This window comes from Sphingomonas sp. Leaf23 (genome assembly GCF_001421585.1).
Lineage (GTDB): Bacteria > Pseudomonadota > Alphaproteobacteria > Sphingomonadales > Sphingomonadaceae > Sphingomonas.
Map to the genome: position 1 here is coordinate 158,748 of NZ_LMKR01000005.1, position 15,746 is coordinate 174,493.

Genomic DNA, 15,746 nt, shown 5'->3' on the forward strand with positions numbered 1-15,746 from the left:
GCAGCTATGGACATCATCCTTCTCGGACCGCCGGGGGCGGGCAAGGGAACCCAGGCCGCGCGGCTCGAATCGGCGCGCGGCATGGTACAGCTGTCGACCGGCGACATGCTGCGTGCGGCGGTCAAGGCTGGCAGCCCGGTGGGCGTACAGGCCAAGGCCGTGATGGACGCCGGTGAGCTGGTGTCCGACGCGATCGTGTCGGCGCTGATCGGCGAGCGGCTCGACCAGCTGGGCGACCAGGGCGCGATCTTCGACGGCTATCCGCGCACGGCGGCACAGGCCGACGCGCTCGACCTGCTGCTCGAACATCGCGGGCGGCAACTGACCCATGTGATCGAGCTGGTGGTGGACGAAGATGCGCTGGTCGAGCGCATCGTCGGCCGCTTCACCTGCGCCAATTGCGGCGCTGGCTATCACGACACGTTCAAGCAACCCGCCGCCGCCGGCGTCTGCGATGCGTGCGGCGCGACCGAGTTCAAGCGTCGCCCTGACGATAACGAGGAAACCGTGCGCACGCGCATGGTGGAATATCGCGCGAAAACTGCGCCGATCCTGCCGCTCTACGAAGCGCGCGGCCTTGTGCACCGTGTTGACGGCATGGCCGACATGGATCAGGTGACCGCGCAGGTCGCGGCGATCCTCGACAAGTGACGAGAGGGCGGGCTTCGGTCCGCCCTTTTCCATTACCCTATGTGCGATCGTCGCTTCGGGCTTGCGCCGGGGTGACGACGAGGTTGCGGGAGAGGGCATCGCGCCCTTGCGCAGTGAGCGCCTGCCGCTCACGCCCCATCCCGAATTTGGTTCCGTCCACCGGTTGACAGGGTGGGAATCGATCCGTATCAGCGATTCACCCCGACATACCGGTTCCGGCGGCGCTTTCGCGCGTTCGCCGCGATCGTGCGTGACGGGTTGCAACGCTACGAGATGAGGGGCCGCTGCCATGCGGCGCCTCGTGGAGCTGGGAGAATTTAGTTCATGGCACGTATCGCGGGTGTTAATATCCCGACCAACAAGCGCGTCGTCATCGCGCTGCAGTACATCCACGGCATCGGCCCGGCAAAGGCCAAGCAGCTGACCGAGCAGCTGGGCATCGCCGCCGAGCGTCGCGTTCAGGACCTGAGCGACCAGGAAGTCCTGCAGATCCGCGAAGCGATCGACGCCAGCCACACCGTGGAAGGTGACCTGCGTCGCCAGACCGCGATGAACATCAAGCGTCTGATGGATCTCGCCTGCTATCGTGGCCTGCGTCACCGCAAGGGCCTGCCGGTTCGTGGCCAGCGCACGCACACCAATGCGCGCACCCGCAAGGGCAAGGCGAAGCCGATCGCGGGCAAGAAGAAGTAAAAATCAGTCCGCTGGACTGATTTCCCTTCTTCTCCGCCGGGGGCAGGTTCGAGGCTGATCGCCTCCCGGCCTCCGCATCACGCTATACAGGTCAGGATTTCCAACAATGGCACGTGAACCGCAGCGCCTTCGCCGTCGCGAGCGCAAGAACATCACCGCCGGCGTCGCGCATGTGAACGCCAGCTTCAACAACACCATGATCACCATCACCGATGCGCAGGGCAATGCGATCAGCTGGTCGTCGGCTGGCATGATGGGCTTCAAGGGCTCGCGCAAGTCGACCCCGTACGCCGCGCAGGTCGCTGCCGAGGACGCCGGCCGCAAGGCCGCCGACCACGGCGTGCGCACGCTCGAAGTCGAAGTGAAGGGTCCGGGTTCGGGCCGTGAATCGGCGCTGCGCGCGCTGCAGGCTGTCGGTTTCCAGATCACGTCGATCCGCGACGTGACCTCGATCCCGCACAACGGCGTGCGCCCGTCGAAGCGTCGCCGCGTCTGATCCGTGCCTGCCGCCCCGCCGGGTTCGTCCGGCGGGGCTGTTCTTTCATGGCGCGGACCCGTCCTTTCCGCGCCGCCAAGCTAGGGGAAGCCCGTGTCCGTCAACGCTAAGAACTGGCAGGAACTCAAGAAGCCGAGCGGCCTCGAGAAGAAGCCGGGCGGCGATCCCAAGCGCCGTTCGACCTTCGTGGCCGAGCCGCTGGAGCGTGGGTTCGGCCTGACGCTCGGCAACGCGCTGCGTCGCGTGCTGCTGTCGTCGCTGCAGGGCGCCGCCGTTACCTCGATCAAGATCGAGAACGTCCTTCACGAATTTTCCAGCCTTGCCGGCGTCCGTGAGGACGTAACCGACATGGTGCTGAACGTGAAGCAGATCGCGCTGAAGATGCAGGGCGAAGGCCCGAAGCGTCTGCAGCTGTCGGTTACCGGCCCGGCCGAAGTGAAGGCCGGCGACATTGCCGTCACCGGCGACATCGAAGTCATGAATCCGGAACTGGTGCTGTGCCATCTCGACGATGGTGCGACGCTGAACATGGAACTGACCGCGGACGTCGGTAAGGGCTATGTGCCTGCCGCCGGCAACCGTCCGGCCGATGCGCCGATCGGCCTGATCCCGGTCGACGCGCTGTATTCGCCGGTGCGCCAGGTCAGCTACAAGGTCGAGAACACCCGCGTCGGGCAGGAACTCGATTACGACAAGCTGACGCTGACCATCGAAACCGACGGCACCGTTACCCCTGAAGACGCACTGGCCTATGCCGGTCGCATCCTGCAGGACCAGCTGGCGCTGTTCGTCCACTTTGACGATTCGACGCTGCCCCGCGCTGCCGCCACCGGCACGCAGGTCGCAGCACCGCAGAGCGAAGGTCAGGGCGATACCGCGCAGATCAATCGTTACCTGCTCAAGAAGGTCGACGAGCTGGAACTGTCGGTCCGTTCGGCCAACTGCCTGAAGAACGACAACATCATCTATATCGGCGATCTGGTCCAGAAGACCGAAGCCGAGATGCTGCGCACCCCGAATTTCGGCCGCAAGTCGCTGAATGAAATCAAGGAAGTGCTGTCGTCGATGGGTCTTCGCCTCGGCATGGACATCCCCGGATGGCCGCCCGAGAACATCGAAGAGATGGCGAAGAAGCTCGAGCAGGAAATTATGGGATAATTTCGCACCGGGCCAAGCGAGCTTGGCCCGGAGACGAAATGATCCCGGCCGGCGGGCCGGCTTTCAGCCGACCCGACCGACGACGCGGGCTTCGCCCGTGTCGGGTTTGGCAAACCAACACGCGGCAAGTGTGAACTTAGTGAACTTTGCCGCGAACAGGCGCACCGGTGGCAGCCTCTAAACCGCCACCAGCTCTGGGGATTCCGTGACACGGCCCCTTAACGAACGAAGGAAATACCATGCGTCATCGCGTCGGCGGCCGTAAGCTGCAGCGTACCTCGGCACACCGCATTGCGCTGTTCCGCAACATGTCGGCCGCGCTCATCAAGCATGAGCAGATCACGACGACCGTCGCCAAGGCGAAGGAACTGCGTCCCTACATCGAAAAGCTCATCACGCTGGCGAAGAAGGGCGGCCTGTCGAACCGTCGTCTCGCGCACGCCCGTCTGCTCGACGACGTGCAGCTGGTGAAGCTGTTCGACGTGCTGGCGACCCGCTATGCCGATCGCAACGGCGGCTATACCCGCATCATCAAGGCCGGCATCCGCGCGTCGGACGCCTCGCCGATGGCGATCATCGAATTCGTCGACCGCGACGTGTCGGCGAAGGGCCAGGATTCGGGCCCGGTGATCAGCGAAGAGGATTTCGACGAAGCCGCCTGATCGGCGTTTCGCTCGAGAGACACAGGGAGGGGCGGTCGTACTTCGGTACGGCCGCCCTTTTCCGTTGGTGAAGGTTACAGTGTCTCCACGGGGTTGCGCGGGCGAGCGGCTCGCGTATCGTGCTGGTAACGCCGGATACCGTCCGGCAAGCCCCGTGGAGCAACAATGTACCGCCATGCCCTTGCCGCGACCCTGTGCCTGATGACCAGCACGACCGCCCTAGCCCAGACCATCGCCTATCCCCAGACCCGCACCGTCAATCAGGTTGACGAACAGTTCGGGGTGAAAGTCGCCGATCCGTATCGCTGGCTGGAGAACGACGTCCGCAACGATCCCGAAGTCGCCGCCTGGGTCGCATCGGAGAACAAGGTCACCGACGCCTATCTGGCGACGCTGCCCGGCCGCGACATCTTCAAGCGCCGACTGACCGCGCTGTTCGATTATGAGCGTGTCGGCGTGCCCAACCGCGAAGGTGGCCGCTATTTCTATAGCCGCAATTCGGGGCTGCAGAACCAGTCGGTGCTATACGTCCGCGACAGCCTGAACGGGCAAGGGCGGGTGCTGATCGACCCCAATGGCTGGTCGAAGGACGGCGCGACGGCGCTCGCGGAATGGGCCCCGTCGAAGGACGGCAAGCGGCTGCTCTATTCGATCCAGGACGGCGGCAGCGACTGGCGCAAGCTGCGCGTGCTCGACGTCGATAGCGGCAAGGTGCTCGACGACCAGATCGACTGGGTGAAATACGGCCTGTCGGCGTCGTGGGTGAAGGACGGTTCGGGCTTCTATTATGCGCGCTTCCCGACCCCGGAAAAGGGGCAGGAGTTCCAGAGCCAGAACCTGAACGCCAAGGTTTATTTCCACGAGCTCGGTACGCCACAGAGCGCCGACCGGCTGATCTACGAACGGCCGGACCAGCCGCGGTTCACCTTCTATCCGGGCATCACCGACGACGGGCGCTGGCTGGTCATTTCGACCAGTGGTCCGGGCGATCATACCGAGATCGCGGTGCTCGACCTGACCAAGCCGAACGACAAGCCCCGGACGATCGTCAACACCGACAATGTCGACTGGAACACGGTGGGGTCGAAGGACAACACGCTGTACCTGACCACCACGCAGGGCGCACCACGCTTGCGCATCGTGACGCTCGACATGGCCGCCGCCAATCCGCAGCCAAAGGAACTGGTGGCGGAGTACAAGGCGGTGCTGAACGGTGCGTCGCTGGTCGGCGGCCGGATCATGGCCGCGTACCTCGTCGATGCGAAGACCGAGGTGAAGCGCTTCACCCTCGACGGCAAGCCCGATGGCGCGATCGAGCTGCCGGGCATCGGCACGGTCGGCGGGGTCGGTGGGGAGCTGGACAATAATGAAGGCTTCTTCTCCTTCTCCAGCTTTGCCACACCGACCACCATCTACCGCTACGACGTCGCCACGCGGCAGGTAACGTCGTGGGCCAGCCCCAAGGTCGCGTTCGACCCGGCGCAATATGATGTCCGCCAGCGTTTCTACACGTCGAAGGACGGGACGAAGGTCCCGATGTTCATCGTCAAGCGCAAGGACGTGACCAAGCCCGCGCCGACGCTTCTATATGCCTATGGCGGCTTCAACGTCCCGATCCTGCCCGGCTTCTCGCCCGGCCGCATCGCATGGCTCGAACAGGGCGGCGTGCTGGCAGTCGCGAATATCCGCGGCGGGAGCGAATATGGCAAGGAATGGCATGACGGCGGCAAGCTGCTGAACAAGCAGAACGTCTTCGACGACTTCATTGCCGCGGGCGAGGACCTGATCGCGCAAGGGGTGACCGGCAAGGGCCAGCTGGCGATCCAGGGCGGGTCGAACGGCGGCCTGCTGGTCGGTGCGGTCGTCAACCAGCGGCCCGACCTGTTCGCCGCTGCGTTGCCGGCGGTGGGTGTGATGGACATGCTGCGCTTCGACCGGTTCACCGCCGGGCGCTACTGGGTCGATGATTACGGGGTGCCGGCGAAGGAAGCGGACTTCCGCAACTTGTTGACCTATTCGCCCTATCACAATGTGAAGGCCGGGGTGACCTATCCGGCGATCCTGGCGACCACCGCCGACACCGACGACCGCGTCGTGCCGGGGCATACGTTCAAGTATACCGCGATGCTCCAGTCGAAGGACATCGGGCCGAAGCCGCATCTGGTCCGTATTGAAACGCGTGCCGGGCACGGTTCGGGCAAGCCAACCGACAAGGTGATCGAGGAAACCGCTGACCTGTGGGCGTTCATCGCCAAATGGACCGGGCTGGCGGTGAAGCCAATCAACTGACAAATGACGCCGCGCGGGGCTGGCACCCGCGCGGCGCTCTGCTATCGGGGGGCATGAACGAGACCCCCGATTCCATCCTGATCGTCGACTTTGGCAGCCAGGTGACGCAGCTGATCGCGCGTCGCGTGCGCGAGGCCGGAGTCTATTCCGAAATCGCCCCGTTCCAGAAGGCCCAAGAGGCGTTCGAGCGGATGCGTCCCAAGGGCGTGATCCTGTCGGGCGGCCCCGCGTCGGTGTGCGACGAGGGGTCCCCCCGCGCACCGCAGGCCATCTTTGATTCCGGCGTCCCCGTGTTCGGCATCTGCTACGGCCAGCAGGTGATGACCGCGCAGCTGGGCGGCAAGGTCGACAAGGGCAATTCGGGCGAGTTCGGCGAGGCCTATATCGAGGTCGGCGACGATTGCGCGATGTTCGACGGGCTGTGGGAAAAGACCGAGCGGCACCAGGTGTGGATGAGCCATGGCGACAAGGTGACCGCGCTCGCCCCCGGTTTCCGCGCGGTCGCGACCAGCCCCGGCGCCCCCTATGCCATCGTCGCTGATGACGAGCGCCGCTATTATGGCGCGCAGTTCCATCCGGAGGTCGTGCATACTCCTGACGGCGGCAAGCTGATCGCAAACTTCGCACGCCATGTCTGCGGCCTGGCCGGCGACTGGACGATGGCTGAGTTCCGCGATGCCAAGATCGCCGAGATTCGTGCACAGGTGGGTGACGGCAAGGTCATTTGCGGCCTGTCGGGCGGGGTCGATTCGTCGGTCGCCGCGCTGCTGATCCACGAAGCGATCGGTGACCAGCTAACCTGCGTGTTCGTCGATGGCGGCATCCTGCGCGCGGGCGAAGCCGAACAGGTCGTCAGCCTGTTCCGCGGCCATTACAATATCCCGCTGGTCCATGTCGACGCGCAGGACCTGTTCATGGACGGGCTGGCCGGGGTCACCGATCCCGAAGCCAAGCGCAAGTTCATCGGCAAGACCTTCATCGACGTGTTCGAGGCGGAAGCGAAGAAGATCGGCGGCGCGCAGTTCCTGGCGCAGGGCACGCTGTATCCGGACGTGATCGAAAGCGTCAGCTTCACCGGCGGCCCGTCGGTGACGATCAAGAGCCACCACAATGTCGGCGGCCTGCCGGAGCGCATGAACATGGCGCTGGTCGAGCCGCTGCGCGAACTGTTTAAGGACGAGGTGCGCGCGCTGGGTCGCGAACTGGGTCTGCCGGACGTGTTCGTCGGCCGCCATCCGTTCCCCGGACCTGGCCTTGCCATCCGCATTCCGGGCGAAGTGACCCGCGAACGCTGCGACATCCTGCGCAAGGCGGACGCGATCTATCTCGAGGAAATTCGCAACGCCGGTCTGTACGACACGATCTGGCAGGCATTCGCGGTGCTGTTGCCGGTACGCAGCGTCGGGGTGATGGGCGACGGGCGGACCTACGACAATGTGCTGGCACTGCGGGCGGTCACGTCAACCGACGGCATGACCGCACAGGCGTTCCAGTTCCCCGGCGACTTCCTGCCGCGCGTGGCGACCCGGATCATCAACGAGGTGAAGGGCATCAACCGCGTCACCTATGATTACACGAGCAAGCCGCCGGGCACGATCGAGTGGGAATGAAGCGGGGACGATCGTCCCCGCTTCATTCGCCCCGCGCAGGCGGGGTGGTGATCGAACCACCACATGATCCGTCACCCCGGACTTGATCCGGGGTGACGTGGGGGGGGCGGGGGCAGCCCTATCGCGGCAACCGGATCGTTGCGTTCAGCCCGCCGCCGTCGCGGTTTACCAGCGTGATCTCACCGCCTGCATCGCGCACGATTGCGCGGGCGAGCGCCAGGCCCAGTCCGATCCCACCGGTGCCCCGGTTGCGCGAGGTTTCCAGCCGGGTAAACGGATCGAACACCGCCTCCACCCGATCAACGGGAATGCCCGGCCCATGGTCGGCGACGACGATCGCCACCGACCGGGCAGTCGTCTCCACCCGCACCTCGGCCGCACCGGCATATTTGATCGCGTTTTCGATCAGGTTGCGCACAGCGCGCCGCATCAGATTGGGGCGCAGGTGCAGCGGCACGCGCGCCGCCTCGACGAAATCGACATCATGGCCAAGGTCGCGAAAGTCGTCGACCACCGCGTCGACCAGCGCCGCCACATCGACGTCGGTTGCCGCCTCGCTCGGTCGACCGAGCCGCGCCAGCGACAGGATATCGTCCAGCGTCGCGTTCATCTCGTCGATCGTCTCGACCATTCGCGCGCGGTCGGTATCGTCCTCGACCGATTCGACACGGACGCGCAGCGCGGCGAGCGGGGTGCGCAGGTCATGGCCGATCGCGCCCAGCATCCGGTCCTTTTCATCGACCATCGCATTCACCCGCTGGCCGAGGTCGGTGAAGGCGGAGATCAGCAGCCGCACGTCCTGCGGCCCCGACGGTTCGATCGCGGGCAGGGGCCGGGCGGGATGAAAGGCGCGCGCCGCCCCGGCGAGCAGGCGCAGCGGCTTGGCGATGCGGCGTCCGATCCACAGCACCGGCAGCAGCACGATGACATAGAGGATGAAGGTCTGCGCCAGCAGCTGCCACAGCAGCCCGCGCTCGGCCATCGGCCAAGGGGTGTGCGATACCAGCCAGCCTTGCCCAGGCAGTTCGACCGACGCGTCGAGCACCGCGCCCATCCGCCGCAGTCGTTCCGCCCGGCGGCCGTTGATGCCGCGCGCGGCAATCTCATCCTCGTCGATCGGGCGGATATGCGCGGCGATGGTGCCGACGCGAATACCCGCTTCGGCAAAGCCCGACCGGATCGCCTCCTCGACATCGCGTTCGGGATTGCCGCGCAGTACCGGTGCGCGATCGGTAACGAGGCGCACTCCGCGCATCCGGTCACGGGGCGTCGCGACCGGCTGTCCGGGGCGCGGGGCGATGCGGCGTTCGGCGGCGTCGATCAGGCGGGTGACGGCGGGCAGGGTGATTTCGGCGAAGCGGAATGCCCGTCGCTCCCGCAGCAGCAACCCGAAGTTCAGCGCCTGCGCAACGAACAGCGCGACCGCGACCAGCAGCGCGATCTGCCCCGGCAGGCTGGTCGGCCACAACCGCTTCACAGGCGCGTCACCTCGGTCGCCAGCGTATAGCCGCCGCCCCAGACGGTCTTGATGATCTCCGGATTGCGGACGTCGTTCTCGATCTTCTTGCGCAAGCGGCTGACCTGATTGTCGATCGCGCGGTCAAACGCCGCCGCTTCGCGCCCCTGGGTCAGGTCGAGCAGCTGGTCGCGGGTCAGCACCTGGCGCGGGCGGGTGACCAGCGCGTGGAGCAAATTATATTCGCCGGTCGACAGCGGGACCGATACGCCTTCGCGGTCGACCAGCGCGCGCTCGCCGGTCTTCAGCACCCATCCGGCAAAGGCGAACGATCCGGCCTCCGGCGCGTGTTGCCGCACCGAACCGCCCGCCGTCCGCCGCAGTACCACCTTGACCCGCGCCGCCAGTTCGCGCGGGGAGAAAGGCTTCACGACATAATCGTCGGCGCCCATTTCCAGCCCGACGATGCGGTCGGTCTCCTCGGTACGCGCGGTCAGCAGGATGACCGGCGTCTCGCTCGTCTCGCGGATATGACGGCACAGCGACAGCCCGTCCTCGCCCGGCATCATGATGTCGAGGATCGCGAGATCGATCGCATAGGCGTTCAACCGCGCGCGCGCACCCTCCGCATCGCCCGCCTGGGTGACGCGAAAGCCCTGTTTGGTCAGGTATTGGGCAAGCGGTTCGCGGATCGATCGTTCGTCGTCGACCAGCAGCAAATGGGGAATATCGGCCATGTCGGACATGCTACGCGGCCCCTCCAGACAAGGAAATACCGGGCGACGTGGTGGTAACGTCGCCCGGCAAAGGATTATTCGGCCGGTTCGCCGCCGCGCCGCGCCATGCGCTGGTCACGCCACTGCTTGCGTTCGGCGGCATCGACCCGGCCGTCATGATTTGCGTCCTGCCGATCGAACATGCGGGTGGCGACCGCGCGAAACTCTTCGCGGGTGACCACGCCGTCCTTGTCGGCATCGGCGCGCTCCAGCATCCGTCCGCCGCCATGATGGCCGCGCCCCGGCATCGGCGTCTGGCCATCGGCGGTGCCGCGCGGCCGTTCGGGCTGGGCGGCGCGTTCTGCGGCGCTGATCCTGCCGTCGCGATCGGTGTCGAGCGCGTCGAAGCGGCGGTCGGCACGCGCCAGCGCCTCTTCACGGGTCAGTACGCCATCGGCCATCGGCCGGGGCGGCTGCGGCGCGGTCTGCGCGGTGACGATGGTGGGGAGGGCAATACCGGCGAGCGACGCGGCGACGATCAACGAACGCATGGGGCAACCTTTCGACAAAGGGGGCGCACCCCCGGTGGAGAATGCGCCCCTTGTCGTCGCCAATTGTCGCCAGCCTTTGTCGGCGATCCACTGCTTTGTCGCAGTGTGTCGCAACCGTCAGTTCTTGGCCGGCGTCCCGAACAGGTTCTGGCGCTGTTCGTCGGTCATCGGTTTGCTGCCGTCGTTCACCGCCTTGCCCTTCGCATAGGCGGTGACGGTTGCCGGGCGGGCGGCGATGGCGTCGAACCAGCGCTTGAGGTTGGGGAAGTCTTCCAGCTTCTGCCCTTGCGCTTCGTGCGGCACGATCCACGGATAGGCCGCCATGTCGGCGATCGAATAGTCGCCGGCGATGAAGTCGCGGTCGGCGAGGCGCTTGTCGAGCACACCGTACAGCCGCGCGGTCTCGCGGACGTACCGCTCCTGCGCGTACGGGATTTTCTCGGGGGCATAGATGTTGAAGTGATGGTTCTGCCCGGCCATCGGGCCAAGGCCGCCCATCTGCCACATCAGCCACTGGATCGCGTCATAGCGGCCCACGGCGTCGGCGGGCAGGAACCGCCCGGTCTTTTCGGCCAGATACACCAGGATCGCGCCCGATTCGAAGATCGACAGCGGCGCGCCGCCGCCCAGCGGTTCGTGATCGACGATCGCCGGCATCCGGTTGTTTGGGGCGATGGCGAGGAATTCGGGGCGGAACTGTTCGCCCTTGCCGATATCCACCGGGTGGATGGTGTAGGGCAGGCCCGCTTCTTCGAGGAACAGCGTGATCTTGTGGCCATTGGGCGTGGGCCAGTAATGCAGGTCGATCATGGAATCGCTCCGATGCTTCAGGACCTGCGCCACATGGGGAGCGCCTGCCCGCCGGCCAAGGCGTCAGCGGGCGAACAGGGCCAGCGGCACCGCATCGGCCATGGCGCGATACCCGTCCATCGACGGATGGAGATGGTCGCCGGAGTCATAGGCGGGCAGCAGCTGGTCGGGCCGGGCAGGGTCGCGCACTACTGCATCGAAATCGATCACCGCGTCGAAATGGCCGGGGGTGCGGATCCACGCGTTGATCGCTTGTCGCGCGGCTTCGGCGGCGGCATCGGGGTGGTAATAATCGTTGCCGGCGAAGGGGGTGATCGTGCCGCCGATCACGGTCAGCTGCAACGCCCGCGCGCGTGCGACGATCTGGCGGTATCCCGCGATCATCTGCTGCACCTGCGCCTGGCGCTCCGCGACGCTGGCCACTCGTTCGCGGCCCAGCCGGCCGAGATCGTTGACCCCTTCGAACAGGATGACATAGCGCGCGCCCGGCTGGCTCGCGACGTCGCTGTCGAAGCGGGCGAGTGCGTTGGGGCCGCTGCATTCCGCCAGCAGGCAGTTGCCGCCGATGCCGTGGTTTAGCACCGCGACCTCTTTCGTGCGCGGCGTGGCGGACAGGCGGCGGGCGAGGCCATCGGTCCAGCGCAGGTTACGCCCCTCGGTTACACCATAGCCATCGGTGATCGAATCGCCGAGCGCGACGATGGCGCGGGCGGCAGGCGGGGCAGCAACCTCGACCGCCGCGATCTGGAACCAGCGTTCGACCGGGGCCGCATCCGCCAGCGCGGCGTCCGCCAGTCGGTCGCCCGCCACGATCCAGCTGCGGGTGCGCGCGCCGGGGTGGCCGGTCTGCTGTGCCGGCGGGTTGGCGAAGCGGGTGGTGATTGCCAGATCGGACAGGGGTTCGGCAACAAATTGCACCGGATCGGACCAGAAATCCGCGCCGGCCGGGACGTCCACGTCGGCGCGGCCGCCAAAGGTCAGGGGCCGGTCGCTCGCCGGCAGGATCGCGGGCGCGGCGGGACCGGCGGCGAGCGCGATGTGGGCACCGGCGATACGCAGTGGCGTTGTGCCGAACCGGTTAGTGAAGCGCACCCTGAGCGCGCTGCCGCCCAGCGTCAGTCGGACGATCTGGCGCACCGTGGCGACCCCGCCCCCCGTGACCGGCAGGGATTGCGCGGTGGTCGTGGGGATGGGGGAGGTCGTCCAGCTTGCGACCCAGCGTGGGGGCTGGGCCACCGGCCTGGCCGATACGGCAGGCGCGGCGACGACGAGCGACAATAGGGCTGCCGCGATCCCAAGTCCGTGCAAGCTACTTCCCCCCAACATCACGAACAGGCTATCGCGCATGTGATAGGGTCACAAGTGTATAACATTGTTTTTCTTGGCGGTTCCAACTGTATCACCCGAAACCGATCCGCTACTGATCCATTTCAATACCTAATATGGGGCATCGGTGTGTGTAGCCGATCATTAGGAATCAGGACGACAAGCGGGCAACAGGGAGAACCACTATGCCAGGTCAGGGTGGCGACGTGATCATGCGGAATGAATCCGACCAGCCGACCGTGTCGTCGGCGGACTTCGCGCGACGGTTCGGTCAGCTACGCCAGATGCAGGACGACGAGGCGATCTTCGTCACGCATCACGGTCGTGCCACCCATGTCCTGACGACGGTGCGCCACTATACCGCGCTGAAGGATGGCAGCGCCGAAGGTCGCAACGATCCGGTCGCGGCCCCGCCCAGCCTGCAGGACTTTGCCAACTGCCTGACCATCGGCGTGGTCATGATCGATTACGACATGCGCGTGCTTGCCGCCAATCATGTCGCCCATGCGCAGCTCGACCGGCAGGAGGGCGAGCTGGTCGGGCAGCGCATCTTTGAAACGATCCCGGCATTGCGGGGGTCGCTGGTCGAAACCTATGCCCGGCGCGCCGTTGCCAGCCGGGAACCCAGTTCGGCGGAAATTCCGTCGCTGTTCCGCCGCGACAACTGGATCCGGGTCGATATCCACCCCTTTGTCAGCCACATCACGATCCTGGTCCACGATATCACCGAGGACATGAAACGGCATCGACTGGCCGATGCGCGCCAGTCGCTGCGCGAGGCGATCGCGGTGCATGACGGGATCGGCTATGTCTGCCTGAACACGCGCGGGCATATCGAACGGGTGGAGCCGACCTTTTGCGAGATGGTCCGCCTGTCCGACGAACGGCTGCACCATGTCGCGATGGCCGATCTGGTGCCGGTCGCGCACCGCGTGGCGTTTCGCGAGGCGTTGGACCAGGTGCTGAGCGGCGAGGGTGCGCGCACGATCGACAGCGCGCTGTTGTCGAACGACGGCGCGGCGGTGTCGGTGCGGGTCACGATCGCCGAACTGCGCGGCATTTACGGCAATGAAGGCGCGATCGTCCTGCTGACCCGGCGGTAGCGGGCGATCCGTGCGGTGGTCAGCCGACCAGGACCGGCGTGCCGCACCGCACGCCGTCGACCCGCACGTCCGCCTGCCCGACATGCACCCCGGCCAGCGCACTCACCTGTCCCACCACCAGGTCCAGCGCCGGCGCGACTGCACTCAGCGTATTGCCAAGCGTGCTGGTGAGCAGCCCGCCCGACAGCCCGATGCCGAGCACATTGGCGCGAATGTCGACGTTGCGCAGCAGGCTGCTGGCGACGCCAGCAGCGATGTCGTTGGTCGACACCGACTTCATGACATTGCCGTTGATCTCCGCTGCCGAGAAACCGACGCGTTGCGCCTGTACGCCGCCCAGCTGCACATCGGCCTGACCGGTCAGCGACGCCAGCGGCAGGGTGACGAGGCGGGCAGGGCGCAGCGTCATCGGTTGCTGGAAATAGGGGAGCGCGGCGGGATCGAGGTCGGCGATCGCCGCGCGTCCGACCGATGGCGTGACATCCAGCGCGACGGTGGCGTTGGCGGGCCCGCCGCGACAGCCGATCTGCGCCAGCCGCGCCTCCGCAGAGGCCAGTTCGACATAGATCGGTACGCGCACCGAACCGAGGCTCAGCGGCGCATTGAGCAGCTGGATATCGATCCATAGCCGCGTTTGCGCGCTGCGCACGACGGTCTGCCCCGCTTCGCCGACCGACAGCCACGGGCTGCTGGCCGGGCGCTCGCCGATCTGCAGCCACAATCGCGTCTGGCCGATGCCGGGAATCCCCAGGTCGACATTGCTTTGTACCTGTCGCGTGCCGCTGGAAATCTGCAGGGCCTCGCGCAGGAACGCATAGGCATCGGTATTTAACGGGCGCAGCGGATCGGCGACGGCGCGACTGCCGAGCGGGCCGAGGTCGATGATCGTGTCCAGCCGCACGTTGCGGTTGGGCAGTTTCGCCGCGACCGATCGCAGGATCTGGGCCGCGGCGCTGCTGGTGGTCGACCCCGCCATCGCCGTCACCAGTTGCGGCAGGGCGATATCGGTTGCCAGCACCTCGTCGAAACTCGCCACCTGTATCCCGGCGCTGGTCCGCAGCAGCTCGGCGGTCTTGAGCAGGTCGACCTGTGCCGATACCAGCGCGTTGTAATCCATCACCGACAGCGACAATTCGCTGCCCGCCAGCTGCGACAGCAGCGCGCCGGGCAACCCGCCCTGCACTGATGCCAGCCGGGTACCGATCGAAAATCCCGCAAGGTCGATCCGCGCCGCCGTGGCGCGGGCGCCGATCGTCACCGCGCGATTGCCGAACACCTGCGCAAAGACCGGCTGGACCCGGCTTTCCAGCGAAACCTGCGCCGCATTGCCCGGCGCACCGTTGGCGAGGAACCGCGCGTCGACCGCCAGTCGCGGATCGCGGGTGAAGCGACCGGGCGTCATCGTCACCAGTCGCGTCGCATTGTCCGGCGACAGCGCCACCGCCGCCTGCGCCCGCGCGGCCGCATTGTCGAGGTCGGCCGCCGCCGCCAGCGCCGCGGCATCGGCCGCCCCCTGCAACCGTCGTTTTTCCAGAAAGAGCGTGGCGGTATCGATCCCCAGTACCGCCGTGCCCGCCAGCATCGTCAGCCCGCCGGCCAGGATCATCGCGACATTGCCGTCGCGCGCCCGCGCCAGCCGCCGGATCATGTGCCCCCGCATCGCGTCAGAACCCCGCCAGCACGACGCTGGCCTGTCGCCGGATCGTCGTCGTCGCGGCGGGCACGATCGGCAGTTTCAGCAACGGATTGGCCGATCCGTCATAGGCGACCTTGACCGTCAGTTGCCGCCCGTCGTCATCGACCTTCAGCGTGATTTCCTCGCCGCGGATGCCATAGCTGCGCGACAGGGTCTGCAACGCCGCCTGGGTGGCGAGCGAGGCGCGTTCGGATGCGGTGATGCCGGCCAGCGCGGCACGAGCCCCTTCGTTAGCGCTTTCCTGCACGACATGCGCCATCGCCAGCCAGCTGCCGCCGCTGACGATACCGAACAGGAAGATGGTGAGGATCGGCAGCGCCAGCGCCAGTTCGATCACCGCCGTGCCGCGCCGATCCCGCATCAGATGCCGCCACCACCGCCCGATACGCAATTTGCGCAACGCTTGTCCGGGAGCGGCGCTGCGCACGACGCGGCGATGCGGCGGCGTCCTTACGATGGCGGCGTCCCTGGTACCCGATACGCTGGCGAAGGTGGTGGGGATCATACTGCGCTCCTTCCAACGCGAGGA

The 15,746-nt window shown here is 66.4% G+C and carries 15 protein-coding genes; 8 read left to right on the forward strand and 7 right to left on the reverse strand.

Going from position 1 to position 15,746, the window contains the following annotated elements; genetic code table 11:
• Positions 1-6 precede the first annotated feature (6 nt).
• The 7 genes from ASE67_RS15250 (at position 7) to guaA (ending at position 7,559) form a co-directional block, all read left to right on the forward strand.
• Complete coding sequence (locus tag ASE67_RS15250; protein WP_055763343.1) at positions 7-651, forward strand: adenylate kinase; 645 nt, start codon at positions 7-9, stop codon at positions 649-651.
• A gap of 324 nt (positions 652-975) precedes the next feature.
• Positions 976-1,344 carry a 30S ribosomal protein S13 gene (gene rpsM, locus ASE67_RS15255; protein ID WP_055763345.1) on the forward strand — a complete coding sequence of 123 codons (369 nt, stop codon included), beginning with the start codon at positions 976-978 and terminating at the stop codon, positions 1,342-1,344.
• Between the two features lie 106 nt (positions 1,345-1,450).
• Positions 1,451-1,840 (forward strand): 30S ribosomal protein S11, encoded by a 390-nt coding sequence (gene rpsK / locus ASE67_RS15260; RefSeq protein WP_055763349.1) that lies wholly within the window; start codon positions 1,451-1,453, stop codon positions 1,838-1,840.
• 93 nt (positions 1,841-1,933) lie between these two features.
• On the forward strand, positions 1,934-2,998 hold the full coding sequence (locus ASE67_RS15265; protein ID WP_055763352.1) for a DNA-directed RNA polymerase subunit alpha: 1,065 nt from the start codon (positions 1,934-1,936) through the stop codon (positions 2,996-2,998).
• Positions 2,999-3,237: 239 nt separating this feature from the next.
• The gene (gene rplQ / locus ASE67_RS15270) at positions 3,238-3,660 is read left to right on the forward strand and encodes a 50S ribosomal protein L17 (RefSeq protein WP_055763356.1); all 423 of its coding nucleotides are present in this window, start codon (positions 3,238-3,240) and stop codon (positions 3,658-3,660) included.
• 165 nt (positions 3,661-3,825) lie between these two features.
• On the forward strand, positions 3,826-5,949 hold the full coding sequence (locus tag ASE67_RS15275) for a prolyl oligopeptidase family serine peptidase (RefSeq protein ID WP_055763359.1): 2,124 nt from the start codon (positions 3,826-3,828) through the stop codon (positions 5,947-5,949).
• Positions 5,950-6,002: 53 nt separating this feature from the next.
• The gene (guaA, locus tag ASE67_RS15280) at positions 6,003-7,559 is read left to right on the forward strand and encodes a glutamine-hydrolyzing GMP synthase (RefSeq protein ID WP_055763361.1); all 1,557 of its coding nucleotides are present in this window, start codon (positions 6,003-6,005) and stop codon (positions 7,557-7,559) included.
• 118 nt (positions 7,560-7,677) lie between these two features.
• Here the strand turns inward: guaA and ASE67_RS15285 are convergent, their stop codons facing one another.
• From ASE67_RS15285 to ASE67_RS15305, 5 genes are all read right to left on the reverse strand, one after another.
• Complete coding sequence (locus tag ASE67_RS15285; RefSeq protein WP_055763364.1) at positions 7,678-9,036, reverse strand: sensor histidine kinase; 1,359 nt, start codon at positions 9,034-9,036, stop codon at positions 7,678-7,680.
• Positions 9,033-9,752: a response regulator gene (locus tag ASE67_RS15290; protein WP_055763368.1), complete on the reverse strand. Its 720-nt coding sequence runs from the start codon at positions 9,750-9,752 to the stop codon at positions 9,033-9,035. Before ASE67_RS15290 ends, ASE67_RS15285 begins: the two co-directional genes overlap by 4 nt.
• Positions 9,753-9,826: 74 nt before the next feature.
• On the reverse strand, positions 9,827-10,282 hold the full coding sequence (locus ASE67_RS15295; protein WP_055763371.1) for an EF-hand domain-containing protein: 456 nt from the start codon (positions 10,280-10,282) through the stop codon (positions 9,827-9,829).
• 117 nt (positions 10,283-10,399) lie between these two features.
• A complete protein-coding gene (locus ASE67_RS15300) occupies positions 10,400-11,092 on the reverse strand; it encodes a glutathione binding-like protein (RefSeq protein WP_055763373.1) in 693 nt (230 codons plus the stop codon).
• A gap of 63 nt (positions 11,093-11,155) precedes the next feature.
• Positions 11,156-12,418: an SGNH/GDSL hydrolase family protein gene (locus ASE67_RS15305; protein ID WP_055763661.1), complete on the reverse strand. Its 1,263-nt coding sequence runs from the start codon at positions 12,416-12,418 to the stop codon at positions 11,156-11,158.
• 212 nt (positions 12,419-12,630) lie between these two features.
• On the opposite strand from ASE67_RS15305, the gene ASE67_RS15310 reads away from it, so the two are divergent.
• The gene (locus ASE67_RS15310) at positions 12,631-13,521 is read left to right on the forward strand and encodes a PAS domain-containing protein (RefSeq protein ID WP_162236352.1); all 891 of its coding nucleotides are present in this window, start codon (positions 12,631-12,633) and stop codon (positions 13,519-13,521) included.
• A 19-nt stretch (positions 13,522-13,540) separates the two neighbouring features.
• On the opposite strand, the gene ASE67_RS15315 is transcribed toward ASE67_RS15310, so the two are convergent.
• Entirely contained in the window at positions 13,541-15,169 is a 1,629-nt protein-coding gene (locus tag ASE67_RS15315; RefSeq protein ID WP_055763377.1) for a pilus assembly protein TadG-related protein, read from the reverse strand.
• A 16-nt stretch (positions 15,170-15,185) separates the two neighbouring features.
• Complete coding sequence (locus tag ASE67_RS15320; RefSeq protein WP_082457176.1) at positions 15,186-15,722, reverse strand: TadE/TadG family type IV pilus assembly protein; 537 nt, start codon at positions 15,720-15,722, stop codon at positions 15,186-15,188.
• Between the last annotated feature and the right edge of the window lie 24 nt (positions 15,723-15,746).

What these genes read in the sequence shown, in the direction of transcription:
- ASE67_RS15250 (WP_055763343.1), top strand. Translation starts at nt 7, where the DNA reads ATGGACATCATCCTTCTCGGACCGCCGGGGGCGGGCAAGGGAACCCAG.
- rpsM (WP_055763345.1), top strand. Translation starts at nt 976, where the DNA reads ATGGCACGTATCGCGGGTGTTAATATCCCGACCAACAAGCGCGTCGTC.
- rpsK (WP_055763349.1), top strand. Translation starts at nt 1,451, where the DNA reads ATGGCACGTGAACCGCAGCGCCTTCGCCGTCGCGAGCGCAAGAACATC.
- rplQ (WP_055763356.1), top strand. Translation starts at nt 3,238, where the DNA reads ATGCGTCATCGCGTCGGCGGCCGTAAGCTGCAGCGTACCTCGGCACAC.
- ASE67_RS15275 (WP_055763359.1), top strand. Translation starts at nt 3,826, where the DNA reads ATGTACCGCCATGCCCTTGCCGCGACCCTGTGCCTGATGACCAGCACG.
- guaA (WP_055763361.1), top strand. Translation starts at nt 6,003, where the DNA reads ATGAACGAGACCCCCGATTCCATCCTGATCGTCGACTTTGGCAGCCAG.
- ASE67_RS15290 (WP_055763368.1), bottom strand. Translation starts at nt 9,752, where the DNA reads ATGGCCGATATTCCCCATTTGCTGCTGGTCGACGACGAACGATCGATC.
- ASE67_RS15295 (WP_055763371.1), bottom strand. Translation starts at nt 10,282, where the DNA reads ATGCGTTCGTTGATCGTCGCCGCGTCGCTCGCCGGTATTGCCCTCCCC.
- ASE67_RS15300 (WP_055763373.1), bottom strand. Translation starts at nt 11,092, where the DNA reads ATGATCGACCTGCATTACTGGCCCACGCCCAATGGCCACAAGATCACG.
- ASE67_RS15305 (WP_055763661.1), bottom strand. Translation starts at nt 12,418, where the DNA reads ATGTTGGGGGGAAGTAGCTTGCACGGACTTGGGATCGCGGCAGCCCTA.
- ASE67_RS15310 (WP_162236352.1), top strand. Translation starts at nt 12,631, where the DNA reads ATGCGGAATGAATCCGACCAGCCGACCGTGTCGTCGGCGGACTTCGCG.
- ASE67_RS15315 (WP_055763377.1), bottom strand. Translation starts at nt 15,169, where the DNA reads ATGATCCGGCGGCTGGCGCGGGCGCGCGACGGCAATGTCGCGATGATC.
- ASE67_RS15320 (WP_082457176.1), bottom strand. Translation starts at nt 15,722, where the DNA reads ATGATCCCCACCACCTTCGCCAGCGTATCGGGTACCAGGGACGCCGCC.